This is a genomic window from Dietzia sp. NPDC055343, from assembly GCF_053645265.1.
Window position 1 is genome coordinate 159461 of record NZ_JBSHMJ010000003.1, and the last position, 14057, is coordinate 173517.

Sequence of the window (14057 nt, forward strand, 5' to 3'; positions counted from 1 at the left end):
CCATCGAGAAGAACGTTCCGGACACCGCCACTCGGACAACGTGTGCGGAACGCTCTTCTCGTGCGGCGACGGACCGTCAGCGCTCGACGATCTCCACTGACTCGATGGTGTGCGTGGTCGACGGGGCGCCCTGGGGGCTGCCGTCGGACTCGATCGACGTGACCGTCTCCATGCCCTCGGTGACGGTGCCGAACAGGCTGTAGCTCGGGGGCAGGGAGACGCCCGAGTCGCCGGTGACGATGAAGAACTGCGAGCCGTTGGTATCGGGGCCGGCGTTGGCCATGGCCATGGAGCCGATCTCGTACTCGCCCGCCGCGGGGAGCTCGTCGGAGAACTCGTAACCCGGGCCGCCCGCTCCGGTGCCCTGCGGGTCGCCGCCCTGGATCATGAAGCCGGGGATCACGCGGTGGAATGTGACGCCCTCGTAGAACTTGTTGCGGGCCAGGAAGACGAAGTTGTTCACCGTCTCCGGGGCCTTGTCCTCGAGCAGGTCGACGGTGACCGCGCCGGCGTCCGTGGTGATGACCGCCGAGTAGTCGACGCCCGGGGTGAGGCACATCGGGGGAGCGGAGTCGAAGTCCGTGGTCCGCTCGTCCGCGCCCTCGGCGGGCGGGCACTCGACGGTCGCGTCGCCGCTGCCGGATTCGACGGCCGCGGTGGAGGCGCCACCCCCGGACTCGGCTGCCGGGGCGGGCTCGTCCGAGCTGCAACCGGCGAGGGCCAGCGGAGTGGCCAGGGCGAGCACTCCCAGTGCGGTGCGGAGGGTCGGACGAGGACGGGCGTGGGTGTGGATGCGCATGGAATGAACTTAGGCCCTGCGGGCCCACCGGTGGTCCTCGGCGCGTGGTGAAGGTGGCGGATCGTGCCAGCCGGGTACGATCGATGCGGCTTTCGCCCCGCAGAAGCGAGGGCGTGGGTTATCCAACGTGGACGAGGGCGGCCCCGGCCGTCGGGACGGGGACGCGCGTACATGGAACACCGAGGCCACCACGAGGCAGGCGGCGAGATCGAGCGGTCGGTCGCAGCACTTGCGGACCCGCGTGGCCTGGAATGCCTGCAGCGCATCATCCTGCCGCGGGCCGGCGAGCCGCTGGACGTGCGGTCGCTGTACCTGGAGGAGGCGCCCACCAACGCCCGGCGCGCGCATTCGTCCAGCCGCACCACGCTGAGCATCGGCGCGGACAGCGAGGTCTCGTTCGCCACCTACTTCAACGCGTTCGCCGCCGCGTACTGGCGCCGGTGGACCGTGCTGGACTCCGTCGTCCTACGCCTGACCGTCCGCGGCGCGGGGCGGGTGGACCTCTACCGGTCCAAGATCGACGGCTCGCGCATCGCGATCACCGGCGACGTCGTGGGCAGCCCCGGCGACACCGACCGCGTGACCACGGTCGAGTTCGTCTGCGACCTCGGCCCGTTCGAGGATGGCGGCTGGATCTGGTTCGACCTCACCTCCGATACGGACGTCGAGCTGCTGGCCGGTGGCTGGTACTCGGCCGTCGCCGCGACGGAGACCCGGCCCGACGCCGGACCCGACGGCCGGCCCGCCCCGTCGGTGCAGGTGCCCAACGACCGACGCGTCACGATCGGCATCCCCACCTTCAACCGCCCGGGCGACGCCGTGGCCGCGCTGGAGGCCCTGACCTCCGATCCGCAGGTCGACGCCGTGATCGATGCGGTGCTCATGCCCGACCAGGGCGACCGCAAGGTGCGGGACGAGCCGGGCTTCACCGAGGCCGCCGAGGCGCTGGGCGACCGGCTGCGGATCTTCGACCAGCCCAATCTCGGTGGATCCGGCGGGTACAGCCGCATCATGTACGAGGCCCGTCGCCTCACCGACTCGCCCTACATCCTGTACATGGACGACGACATCGAGATCGAGCCCGACTCGATCCTGCGCGCGCTGGCCTTCGCCCGGTTCTCCACCGTGCCGATGCTTGTCGGCGGGCAGATGCTCAACCTGCAGGAGCGCAGCCACCTCCACACCATGGGTGAGGTGGTCGGCGGCCACGACTTCATGTGGACCGCCGCCCCGCACGCGGACTACGACTACGACTTCTCCACGTACCCGCTGACGGACCGCGACAACCCCAAGCCGCTGCACCGCCGAATCGACGTGGACTACAACGGCTGGTGGATGTGCCTCATCCCGCGTGTGGTCGCCGAGAAGATCGGACAGCCGCTGCCGCTGTTCATCAAGTGGGACGACGCCGAGTACGGGCTCCGCGCCCGCCGGGCCGGGCACCCCACCGTCACCATGCCCGGCGTGGCGATCTGGCACATGGCGTGGTCCGACAAGGACGACGCGATCGACTGGCAGGCGTACTTCCACCTGCGCAACCGCCTCGTGGTGGCCTCGCTCTACCACGACGGCGACCACAAGGGGATCATGCAGTCCAGCCTCAAGGCGCTGGTCAAGCACCTGGTGTGCCTCGAATACTCGACCGTGGCCATCCAGATCGAGGCGATCCGCGACTTCCTGCGCGGCCCCGAGGCGCTGTACGAGCTGCTGCCCACGGCGCTGCCCAAGGTCCGGTCGATGCGCGCCGGGTTCCCGGACGCCGTCGTCGTCCCCTCCGCCGTCGACCTACCCGCCCCGTCGGGCGGGCCCGCCGGCATCCACACCGAGCCCAAGGGCAAGGCGCGCAAGGTCGTCGCCCTGGCCAAGGGCTTGGCCCACACGTTGTCCCGCGACGACAAGGCGCACCACGAGGTGCCCCAGGCCAACTTCCCGCCCGTCGAGGCGCGCTGGTACTCGCTCAGCCGCGTCGACGGCGCCACCGTCACCACCGCGGACGGCCGCGGAGTCGTCTACCGCAAGCGCGACCGCGACAAGGCCGCAGCCCTGTTCAAGGAATCCGCGGCCCTGCATCGTGAGTTGTACCGTCGGTTCCCCGAGATGCGCCGTCGCTACCGCCGGGCGCATGCCGAACTCGTGAGCAAGGAGGCCTGGAGCCGTGTCTTCGACGCCTGACCCCGCCACGCCGGCCACGGCCGGAGCCTCCGCCGGGCATGGGGCGGCCCCGACGGTCGAGATCCCCGTGCCGACCGGCGAGGTGCGGCTACTCTCCGGGATCCAGCGCCGACTGCTGGCCGTGCCCGGGTCGCGGGAGGCCGCCGTGACGCTCTCGCATGTCGGTGAGCACGCCCTCGGCTGGATGGCGATCGCCGGCGCCGGAATGGTGCTCGACCCCGCGCGCCGGGGCAGGTGGGCGATGGTCGGGGTGGGGACCTTCGGCGCGCACGCCACCTCCGTCGTGCTCAAGCGTGTCGTCCGGCGCAAGCGCCCCGACCACCCGAGCGTCGCGGTGGGCGTCGGAACGCCCTCGAAGCTGAGCTTCCCCTCCTCCCATGCCACGTCGACCACCGCGTTCGCCCTGCTCGCGGGGTCGGTCAGCGGCGTACCGATCGCCCCGGCACTCGTGCCGGTGATGCTGGCGTCCAGGCTCGTGCTCGGAGTCCATTACCCTTCTGATGTGCTCGCCGGCGCCACGGTCGGTGCGGGCTGCGCGGCGCTCACCCGTGCAGTATGGCCCACCGCGGCCGTCCAGCGCGTGTTGCCCGAGGCATGGCGCGAGGCCGAGGCGGGCCCAGGCACCACTGAGAATCCCGAGGAGAATTGATGACCGATCAGACCGGAGCCCCGGCAGCCCGGGGCGGGGGAGATCACCAGCTCTTCGGCGCCGAGCCGCACACGGCCAACGAGATCGACGACATCGCGGAGGCGGAGGAAGAGGCCAAGGGTGCCCCGCCCAAGAACCTCCTCGACGGGATGATCAAGGCGCTCCGTCCGCGCCAGTGGGTCAAGAACGTCCTCGTGATCGCCGCCCCCGCGGCGGCCGGCTCGCAGACCCTGACCGACTCGTCGGTCTTGTTCTCGGTCTTCATCGCGTTCGTGGCCTTCTGCATGGCCGCGTCGAGCGTGTACCTCATCAATGACGCGATGGACGTCGAGGCCGACCGCGCCCACCCGACCAAGCGGTTCCGTCCCATCGCCGCCGGCGTTCTGCCCGTCGGACTGGCGTACGGCATGGCGGTGGTGCTCATCATCGCGGCGCTGGTCATCTCCGTGCTCTTCGCACACCCGGCGCTGGCGATCGTCGTGGCCGTGTACATCGTGCTGCAGCTCATGTACTGCTTCGGCCTCAAGCACCAGCCGGTGCTCGACATCGCGTTCGTGTCCTCTGGCTTCCTGCTGCGCGCGGTGGCCGGCGGCGCGGCGGCCGAGGTCGCCATCTCGCAGTGGTTCCTGCTGGTCATGGCCTTCGGCTCGCTGTTCATGGCGGCCGGCAAGCGGTACGCGGAGTTGAGCCTGCACCTGAAGACCGGCGCCAAGATCCGCAAGGCGCTCGAGAGCTACACGCCCACCTACCTGCGCTTCGTGTGGACGCTGTCGGCCACCGTGCTGGTGCTCTGCTACGCGCTGTGGGCCTACGACCGCGGCTCGGATCCGGGCCAGCCGGCCGGTGCCGCGATCTGGCTCCAGATCTCGATCGTCCCGTTCACCATCGCCGTCCTGCGCTACGCCGTGGACGTCGACGCGGCCCAGGCCGGCGAGCCGGAGGACATCGCCCTGGGCGACCGCGTCCTGCAGATCCTGGCCGCCCTGTGGGTGCTGACCGTGGTGATCGGCGTCTACATCGTCCCGGCCATCTGACCCGGCTCTGGCGATGACGGAAGTGGCGGCGGGCAGGTCTCGCCGGTGGTCCGGGACGGCCTTCTGGGCCGGCGTGGCCGTGGTGGTGGCGATCTTCTTCGCGGGCGCCTGGCAGCGGCGGTGGATCGCCGACGACGGCCTCATCGTCCTGCGTACCGTCCGCAACCTCATCGCGGGCAACGGGCCGGTGTTCAACGCCGGCGAGCGCGTGGAGTCCAACACCTCCACGCTGTGGACCTATCTCATCTACCTCACCCACGAGGTCGTGGGTTTCCGGCTCGAGCTCGTCGCCCTGGGCCTGGCGCTCACCCTGAGCATGGCCGCGGTGGTGTGTGCGATGCTCGGCACCCGAGTCATGTACCGCGGCACCCGCCGTGCCCCCGCCGGTGTGCCCATGCTCCTGCTGCCGTTCGGCGTGCTCATCTACGTGATGCTGCCCCCGGCGCGCGATTTCGCCAGCTCGGGCCTGGAGACGGGTCTGGTGATCTGCTGGATCGGCGTCATGTGGCTGGGGATGCAGCTGTGGGCGCGGGCGGAGCACCGCGAGTATCGGTTCGGACTGCCCGCCCCGGGCACGGCGGTGCTCGCGTTCATCGCGGGCCTGGGTCCGCTGGTGCGGCCGGAGATGGCCATCGCGGCGGCGGTCTTCCTCGCGCTCATGGCGGCCGCGCGCCAGTCGTGGCGGCATCTGGGCTGGTTGGTGGCGATCGCCGGCGCGGTGCCCGTGCTCTACCAGCTGTGGCGCATGTCGTATTACGCGCTGCCGTACCCGCTCACCGCGGTGGCCAAGGACGCGGGCGGCTCCAAGTGGGGTCGCGGCCTGGAGTACCTGTGGGATCTGCTGTCGCCGTATGCGCTTCTGGTGCCGATCGCGGTGGTGCTGGTCGGGGGCCTGGTCTCGCTCTGGGCGGTCACGAGTGCGCGACCCGGAGCGTGGATCCGCTACTTCCGTAAGGGGGGCGGATCCGCCGGCGCTGGGGTGGATCGGGGCGACGCCGACGCCGACACCCACGACGACGAGCACGACGCCGACGCCCACGGCGACCAGGGCGACGACGACAACGACGTCAGCCGGTTGAACCGTCTACGGGGCGGGGTGCGCTCCACCCCGGTCGTCACCGTCGCGTTCCTCGTGGTGGCCCTGATCATGCTGCTCTACGTCACCCGCGTCGGCGGCGACTTCATGCACGGCCGTGTGCTCCTGCCATCGCTGTTCCTGTTCATGCTGCCGGTCTCGGTGGTGCCGCTGCCGATCGGGCCGCCGCGCGGGGAGCAGGACGGGCGGGTGCGCCGCGTGGCGGTGCCCGTGGTCGCGGCGGCGTGGCTCGTCGTCGTCGGCTGGGCGGTGACCGTCGAGGTCACCCAGGACCCCTTCCGCGAGGAGCCCGAGTCCATCACGGCTGCCGGGATCGTGGACGAGCGCCAGTTCTACATCCAGCGCACCGGCCACCGCCACCCGCTGCTCGCGGAGGACTACCTCGACTTCCCGCGGATGCGCGCGCTGGTGCGGGACGTCTCGACCAACCGGACGGGCGCGGTGTTCCTGCCGGTGCCGGGGTTCCAGGACCGCTGGGATGTGGTGTCGTATGACCGGCCCATGCCGGGGCTGGCGCCGTTCGAGCTGCCCGACGACCCGATCAAGACCGTGGTGTTCCTCAACCTCGGCATGACGAGCATGAATCTGCCGCTCGACGTCAAGGTCTACGACACCGTGGGCCTCGCCTCGCCGCTGGCCGCCCACACGGACCGCATGGAGGACGGGCGGATCGGGCACGACAAGTTCCTCCCGTACGACTGGGTGATGGCGTCCACGGGGGTGGTGGAGGATCCTGTGAACTTCCCCCGGTGGATCGACGTCAACTGGGTGAACCAGGCCGAGGTGGCTCTGCAGTGTTCTGCGACACAGGCGCTCATCGAGTCGTATTCCGCGCCGCTGACGCCTGAGCGACGGTGGTCAAACCTCGTGAACGCATTCTCATTCGCCGAGTACCGGATGAACAGAATCCCTGCATACGAGGTCCAGAGGTGTGGTCTGCCCATGCCGGAGGAAGTGGAGAAGTATCAGGGCACTAGGTAGGGTGGCGCCTGCTGTTGTCTCGGAACGGTAACGGCAGGGGATCAAAATGGTCCCCGACCTGTAACACCTGTCCCATAGTGCGCGACAGTATTCATGTCGCAGTTCCGGCCCTCCCTGGTGGGGTCGGTCCGATGGACGTCACCGATGCCTCCCGGGGCACCAGGAACGAACAAAGGAACCAACGAATGTCCCATTCCACCCTCCGGCGCAGGTTCGCTGCCGGGCTCACCGCGATGGCGACCGCCGCCGGGCTCATGGCCGGCGCCCCGGCCCTCGTCAACGCGCAGGCGACCGAGCCGGGCTCGTCGGCCAGCCTCGGCTCCGCCGGTTCGGCCGGGGCGCCGGCCGCAGCCCCGGCCGCTGCCCCGGCTGCCATGGCGTTCGGTGGAAATGAGGACCCGGACGGCCAGCGTGGTCGGCTGCGTGCCGGGTGCGTCTACGACGCGGTCCAGTCCTGGGTCCAGCTGTGCGAGGTCTGGTCGCCGTCGATGAACCGGCACATCAAGGTGCAGGTCCAGCCGGCCCGTCAGGGCGGGGGCAACGCCGGCCTGTACCTGCTCGACGGTCTGCGCGCGCGGGATGACTGGAACGCCTGGACCCACGACGCCCAGGCGCAGCGCATCTTCCTCATGGACAACATCACGCTGGTCATGCCCGTCGGCGGCCAGGTCTCCTTCTACTCCGACTGGGAGCGGCCCATCAACCTGGGCGGCAACCTGCTCGAGTACAAGTACGAGACGTTCCTGACGCAGGAGCTGCCCGGCTACCTGCAGCGGGAGTTCGGCGTGTCCCCGAACAACAACGCCATCGCCGGTCTGTCGATGGGCGGCTCGGCGGCCGCGACGCTGGCCGCCAACCACCCGAACCAGTTCAAGCAGGTCTCGGTGTTCTCCGGCTACATGAACCCGACCGCCCCGGGGATGTACTCGATGATCCCGCTGGCGATGTTCGACCAGTGCAAGTGTGATCCGTTCGCCATGTGGGGCCTGCCGGGCTCCCCGGCCTGGGGTAGGAACGACCCGCTGCTCAACGCCGACAAGCTGCGGAATATCCCGATGTACGTCACCGCCGGCTCGGCGATCCCCGGCCAGTACGACCAGCCGTCCAGCCTGCAGGGCGTGTTCAACACGTTCAACGGTGTCATCCTCGAGGGGCTGTCCCGCGGTTCGACCCTGGCGTTCCAGAACACCATGAACGCCGCGTCCAACCGGGCGGTCTTCAACTACCGCGCCACGGGTATCCACGGCTGGGGTTACTGGAACGACGACCTCATCGACGCCCGTTCCACTCAGATCCTCGACGTGATGGACGCGTACTCGACCTACTGATGGTCGGCGGCGTCCCGAGGGACGTCTTCCGACGAATAATGGACGGATTCGGCTGATCCCAGCGAGTCCTCACCCGTCACACCGGGGCCCCGCGCGTAGATTCACGTGCGGGGCCCCGGTCGTATCCGGCCGCCGGGCTCGGCCGTGGAAGGGGAAACCACGGACGCGCCATGGACTCAGGGCCCCGGAGTCCGGAGCCGCCGGCCGATGCCGGCCGTTCACTCACGGGATCCGTTTCCAGTCGACGCGGCAAGGAAGAGAACAGACACCATGGCGACCCCCAGCGCATATGTGAGCCCCCGCAGTCGGTGGGCGTCCCTCGTCGCGGTACCGCTCGTGGCGGGCATGGTGGGCTCCGGCCTCGTCGTGACGCCCCTCGCCGGCGCCCAGGAGACGCCCGTCCGCCCGAGCCCGAGCCAGGAGGCCCCGGCGCGGGCCACTCCCGCGCCGAACCCGGAGAACGCTCCGGACGCGCCGACCCTGCAGGTGCCGGACGACCTGCCGGCCGGTGTGCGGCTGGACCGCGTCGAGTGGAAGTCCGCGAACCGGGTCGCGCTCTGGGTGCAGTCGCCGGCCATGGACGAGGCCGTGCAGGTGCAGTTGATGCTTCCGGCCACGTGGAACTCCGAGCCGGACCGCACCTACCCCTCGCTGCTGCTCCTCGACGGCCTGCGGGCGCGGGATGACGCGAGTGGCTGGACCCTCGAGACCAAGATCTCGCAGTTCTTCGACGCCAAGAACGCGGTGATCGTCCTGCCGATCGGCGGCGAGTCGAGCTTCTACACCGACTGGGTCGCCGACGCCAAGGGCGAGCAGTACCAGTGGGAGACCTTCCTGATGCAGGAGCTCCCGCCGCTGCTGCAGCGCGAATGGCGTGTCGGCGACAAGCACGGGGTCGCCGGCCTGTCCATGGGCGGCACGGCCGCGATGATGCTCGCCCAGCGGTACCCGGACTACTTCCAGTTCGCGGCCAGCTACTCGGGATTCCTCGACACCACCAGCTTCGGCATGCCGGAGGCCATCAAGGTCGCCATGCAGGACGCCGGTGGCTACCCGGCCGAGAGCATGTGGGGCCCGCTCGGCTCGCCGCGCTGGCAGGAGCAGGATCCCAAGCTCCACGCCGCCAAGATGCGGGAGCAGACCGTGTACGTCTCCGCCGGCAGTGGCAACACCGGACCCTGGGACGAGCCGTCCGGCCTTCCGGGGATCCCCACCAACTTCCCGGGCTACGGCCTCGAGCTGTTGTCGCGGATGACCACCCAGACCTTCGTCAACCGCGCCCGCGAGGCCGGGGTCAACGTCACTGCCAATTTCCGGCCCTCCGGGACCCACACGTGGCCCTACTGGCAGTTCGAGATGACCCAGGCGTGGCCGCAGTACGCGACCGCGGTGGGCATCGCGAACGTCGAGCCCCCGTGCGCGGCCGAGGGCGAGATCGCCCGCCTGGCCGAGCGTGAGCCGGGTCTGGGGCCGTGCCTGACCAACGAGTACGACGTCCGCGGCGGCAAGGCCACGGACTTCCGCTTCGGCCAGGTGTTCTGGTCGCAGCAGACCGGGGCGCACTCGGTCCTCGGTGCGATCGGCGCGGCCTACCAGTCCGAGGACGGCCCGGCCGGTTCGCTCGGGCTACCCACCTCGGGTGAGAACACGACTCCCGACGGCAAGGGCCGGTACTCGGACTTCCAGAACGGCGTCATCTACTGGTCGCCCACCACCGGCGCCCACGCCGTCCGGGGCGCCATCCGCGCCATGTGGCAGGACCAGGGGGCCGAGCGAGGGGACCTCGGCTACCCGACCACCGACGAGATCGCCAACCCCAATAAGCCGGGCGTCGTCCAGGGCTTCCAGGGCGGCACGGTCTACTGGTCCGAGGAGACCGGGCCGAAGGTCGTCGAGGGCGAGATCCTCAAGACCTACCGTGAGGCCGGGGCGGAGAACTCGGCTCTGGGCTACCCCACGACCGACGAGATCGCACTGAGCACGCGGGGCGGTGCGTTCAGCCGCTTCCAGGGTGGCTACATCTACTGGTCGCGTGGCACCGGGGCCCACGTTGTCCCGCGCGGTCCGATCTTCGACGCCTGGGGCACGGTCGACTACGAACGCGGCCGCCTCGGTTATCCGACCGGCCCGGTGCGCACCACGCGTGACGGCCAGGTGATGGACTTCGAGGGTGGCCAGATCACCGTCTCAGGCGGCCGGGCGGAGATCTCGTGAGGGCGCGCGCGACAGCCCTGGGTGCCGCCCTGATCGTCACCGGCGGCATGCTCGCGGCCTGTGGTGGCGGCGATTCGACCGTGTCCGGCGTACCGGACTCCGAGACCCTGGCCCCACCGCCCGGGGGTAGCGCCCCGACCTCCTCCAGGGTGCCTGCCTCCGAGGACTCCGGCCGGTTCACCGAGGCGCCCGCCCCCGTCGCCTCGGACGCCTCCGGATTCGACGGCCCCGCCGTGGGGGCGCGGGAACGCGGCTACCTCGAAACCCTCGACCGCGAGGGCATCGAGACCGGGGAGCTGCAGGATCCGCTGGTCGCTGCGGGGAACACCATCTGCCGGATCCGGACCACCGGCGGTGCCGCGGAGGAGACCACGACCATCGCCGACGCGGTCGCGGGCCAGATCGTGGCGGGCGGCTACTCGGATCTCGAGGTCGATCAGGTGTCCCGGATCGTCGTGGACGCCTCCGCCGGCCAGCTCTGCCCGTAGCCGGAGGCGTCCCGCGGCGGCGCGTGAGGGTCGCCACGTCTCGGCCGGTTCCGGAACCCGCGGGGCCACCCGTGCGTTGAACCGGGCATCGGTCACTGACGGACATCGCCTGTGAGGTGGCCGGGAAGGAGTACGAATCGTGGCTCGTGGATCCCGTGGAGGGTACGGCCGCCGTCTCGGGTGCTCGATCGGAGCGCTCGTGATGGTGGTCCTGGTGGTGCTGGGCGTCGGATGGTGGATCGGACAGCGTGGCCTGCCCACCGATCCGGACGGGCCCGTGCCCCCTCCCGAGACGCCCGAGATCGCGCAGCCGGCGGACTGTGCCGATGTGCAGCTCCTCGCCGTGCCGGGCACGTGGGAGAGCAGCCCGACCGACGATCCGCACAACCCGACGTTCCTGCCGCAGGCGCTCCTGCGGACGATCACCGATCCGCTGTCCGAGCAGTACCCGGGCGACCGGCTCGAGGTCTACACCGTGCCGTACGTCGCCCAGTTCCGGAACCCGCAGCGGCCCGACGAGATCACCTACGACCAGAGCCGTGCCGAGGGCACGGACCGGGCGCGCGCCGAGATGGCCGCCACCCACGAGCACTGCCCGTACACCTCCTTCATCCTCCTCGGCTTCTCCCAGGGCGCCGTGATCGCCGGCGACCTGACGAACGAGATCGGCACCGGCAACGGCCCGGTCCCGGCCGACCGGGTCCTGGGCTCGGTCCTCATCGCGGACGGGCGCCGCCTGCCGGGCGAGGGCCAGTCGCCCGGCCTGAACCCGGGCAACGGCCAGGGGATGGAGATCTCCCTGCAGCCGGTCACCGGGTTCACACAGCTGATCGCCGGCGCCACCATGACAGGCGTCCGGCCGGGCGGGTTCGGGGAGCTCGCGGACCGCACCGCCCAGATCTGCGACTCCCGCGACCTCATCTGTAACGCCCCGCTCAACGTGGTCGACGGCGCGGCCCGCTTCCAGGAGTTCGTCGCCAACAACGCGGTCCACGCGCTGTACGCGACGAACCCTGACGTCATCATCGGCACGACGGTGCCCGAATGGACGATCGGTCACATCCGCGAGCTCACCGACGGTGCGCCGGAGATCGCCCACGGGTAGACGAACTCTGCATGTCGCGGTTCGACACGCCGACCGCGCGCGTAGATTCGGAGTTCGGAGGTGGCCTGGGGCACGCTGTAAGATCGACCAAGCCTGTCGTCAGTGCACCCGCATGTCCGCGGTCGGCGACGTCGACCATCAGACACGGATCGGAACGGAGCAACGTGGAGTTCGAGCAGTACCACGACGCCAGCGGGGCGATTGTCATCCCCGATCGCACTACTCTGGTCGACTTCGTCGAGGCCAATGTCTCCGCCGCCCGTCAGGACCCGGCGCAGGACGGGTTGATCTACCGCTACATGGACTACTCGAAGACCCGCGAAGGCGAGGTTCAGGAGCTGCTGTGGTCGCAGTTCGGCGACCGCCTCTACGCCATCGCGGCCCGGCTGCAGCAGGTGGCCGAGCCGGGCGATCGGGTGGCGATCCTCGCCCCGCAGGGGCTCGACTACATCGTGTCGTTCTTCGCCGCGATCCACGCCGGGCTCATCGCCGTGCCGTTGTTCGACCCGGACGAACCCGGCCACCACGACCGTCTCCACGCGGTCCTGGGCGACTGCACGCCGACGGTCATCCTCACCTCCACCCAGTCCGCGGCGGGCGTCCGGAAGCTGTTCCGTGAACTGCCCGCGCGCGAGCGTCCGCGCACCGTCGCCGTCGACGCCATCCCCGACGAGCTCGGCGCCGGATGGGACCGACCTGATCTCGGCGCGGACGACATCGCCTACCTGCAGTACACCTCGGGCTCCACCCGGGTGCCCGCCGGTGTGGAGATCACCCACCGCAACGTCGTCACCAACGTCATGCAGCTCTTCGACGGCCTCGGGCTGAGCCGCGCCTCGCGCGGCGTCACCTGGCTGCCGCTGTTCCACGACATGGGCCTGCTCACGGTGATCCTTCCCGCGATGGGCGGGGCCACCATCACGGTGATGAGCCCCCGCGCGTTCGTCCAGCGTCCCGGCCGCTGGGTCACGCAGCTGGCCGAGGCGGCGGGCGAAGGGGGCGTCGACGGCGTGTTCGCCGCGGCACCGAACTTCGCGTTCGAGCACGCCGCCCGCCGGGGCCTGCCGCGGGAGGGCGAGCCACTGGATCTGTCCGGTGTCACCAGCATCATCAACGGTTCGGAGCCGGTCACGCCCGCGTCGATGCGCGCGTTCAACGAGGCGTTCTCCCCGTACGGGCTGGCCCCCACCGCCATCAAGCCGTCCTACGGCATGGCGGAGGCGACGCTGTTCGTGTCCTCACCGCGTAAGGACGACGAGGCGATCGTCATCCACGTCGACCGGGGAGATCTCAACAAGGGCCTCATGACGGTCCTGGACCCCGCTCAGGTCGAGGGCAACGACGACGCGATCCCGCAGGTCGCCTGCGGGTACGTCGCGCCGAGCCAGTGGGCGACGATCGTCGACGCGAACATCGACGAGACGACCGGCGAACACGACGGCACCGGCCGCGAACTGCCCGAGGGCAGGGTCGGCGAGATCTGGCTCCACGGCACGAACGTGGGCGGCGCCTACTGGGATCGCCCGGAGGAGTCCCGGGCCACCTTCGGAAACACGCTGACCGAGCGCCTGCCCGAGGGCAGTAAGACGGTCCGCGAGTTCGGTTCGGTCCCCGAGGACGGGCGCTGGCTGCGCACCGGAGACTACGGGGCGTACGTCGACGGCCAGCTCTACATCACGGGCCGCGTCAAGGACCTCGTGATCGTCGCGGGTCGTAACCACTACCCGCAGGACCTCGAGAACACGGCGCAGGACGTGTCCGACGCACTGCGTCCCGGCTTCGTGGCCGCGTTCTCGGTTCCGGCCAACCAGCTGCCGATCGACGCCCGTAACGGCGCGGAGATCGCGGCCGATGACTCCTCGGAGACGCTCGTGCTGGTGGGCGAGCGCGCGCCCGGCGCGGGCAAGGCGGACCCCGGGCCCATCGCGGACGCGGTCCGCTCGGCGATCTCCGCCAGGCACGGCGTCACGGCACAGGACGTGCTCCTGGTGCCCGCCGGCTCGATCCCACGCACGTCGAGCGGCAAGATCGCGCGCCGTGCATGCAAGACCGCGTACGTCGACGGGACGCTACGCGGGGGACACCAGCAGACCGCCTTCCCCGACCTGCCGACGGAATAGCGTCCGGCGGCCGGGCTGGCAGAAGGCACCACGGGTGCCCCGCGGCGCGGGACACCCCGGATGACACCCGA

At 70.3% G+C, this 14057-nt stretch carries 10 protein-coding genes; 9 read left to right on the forward strand and 1 reads right to left on the reverse strand.

The window, feature by feature from the left end; genetic code table 11:
* Positions 1-76 precede the first annotated feature (76 nt).
* Positions 77-799 carry a peptidylprolyl isomerase gene (locus ACWIE7_RS02710; protein ID WP_452099812.1) on the reverse strand — a complete coding sequence of 241 codons (723 nt, stop codon included), beginning with the start codon at positions 797-799 and terminating at the stop codon, positions 77-79.
* Positions 800-970: 171 nt separating this feature from the next.
* On the opposite strand from ACWIE7_RS02710, the gene ACWIE7_RS02715 reads away from it, so the two are divergent.
* From ACWIE7_RS02715 to fadD32, 9 genes are all read left to right on the forward strand, one after another.
* A complete protein-coding gene (locus tag ACWIE7_RS02715; RefSeq protein ID WP_454068531.1) occupies positions 971-2971 on the forward strand; it encodes a glycosyltransferase in 2001 nt (666 codons plus the stop codon).
* A gap of 82 nt (positions 2972-3053) precedes the next feature.
* Complete coding sequence (locus ACWIE7_RS02720) at positions 3054-3620, forward strand: phosphatase PAP2 family protein (protein WP_454068543.1); 567 nt, start codon at positions 3054-3056, stop codon at positions 3618-3620.
* On the forward strand, positions 3620-4654 hold the full coding sequence (locus tag ACWIE7_RS02725; protein WP_454068532.1) for a decaprenyl-phosphate phosphoribosyltransferase: 1035 nt from the start codon (positions 3620-3622) through the stop codon (positions 4652-4654). The genes ACWIE7_RS02720 and ACWIE7_RS02725 overlap by 1 nt, the downstream gene beginning before the upstream one ends.
* A 13-nt stretch (positions 4655-4667) precedes the next feature.
* Positions 4668-6731: an arabinosyltransferase gene (locus ACWIE7_RS02730; RefSeq protein WP_454068533.1), complete on the forward strand. Its 2064-nt coding sequence runs from the start codon at positions 4668-4670 to the stop codon at positions 6729-6731.
* Between the two features lie 185 nt (positions 6732-6916).
* On the forward strand, positions 6917-8059 hold the full coding sequence (locus ACWIE7_RS02735) for an alpha/beta hydrolase (RefSeq protein WP_454068534.1): 1143 nt from the start codon (positions 6917-6919) through the stop codon (positions 8057-8059).
* A 270-nt stretch (positions 8060-8329) separates the two neighbouring features.
* Positions 8330-10273, forward strand: coding sequence for an alpha/beta hydrolase-fold protein (locus ACWIE7_RS02740; protein WP_452099817.1), 1944 nt, complete (start codon positions 8330-8332; stop codon positions 10271-10273).
* Positions 10270-10761 (forward strand): DUF732 domain-containing protein, encoded by a 492-nt coding sequence (locus tag ACWIE7_RS02745; protein ID WP_454057336.1) that lies wholly within the window; start codon positions 10270-10272, stop codon positions 10759-10761. The genes ACWIE7_RS02740 and ACWIE7_RS02745 overlap by 4 nt, the downstream gene beginning before the upstream one ends.
* A 139-nt stretch (positions 10762-10900) precedes the next feature.
* A complete protein-coding gene (locus tag ACWIE7_RS02750; protein ID WP_452099819.1) occupies positions 10901-11866 on the forward strand; it encodes a cutinase family protein in 966 nt (321 codons plus the stop codon).
* A 164-nt stretch (positions 11867-12030) separates the two neighbouring features.
* Positions 12031-13986, forward strand: coding sequence for a long-chain-fatty-acid--AMP ligase FadD32 (fadD32, locus tag ACWIE7_RS02755; RefSeq protein WP_452099820.1), 1956 nt, complete (start codon positions 12031-12033; stop codon positions 13984-13986).
* Positions 13987-14057 lie beyond the last annotated feature (71 nt).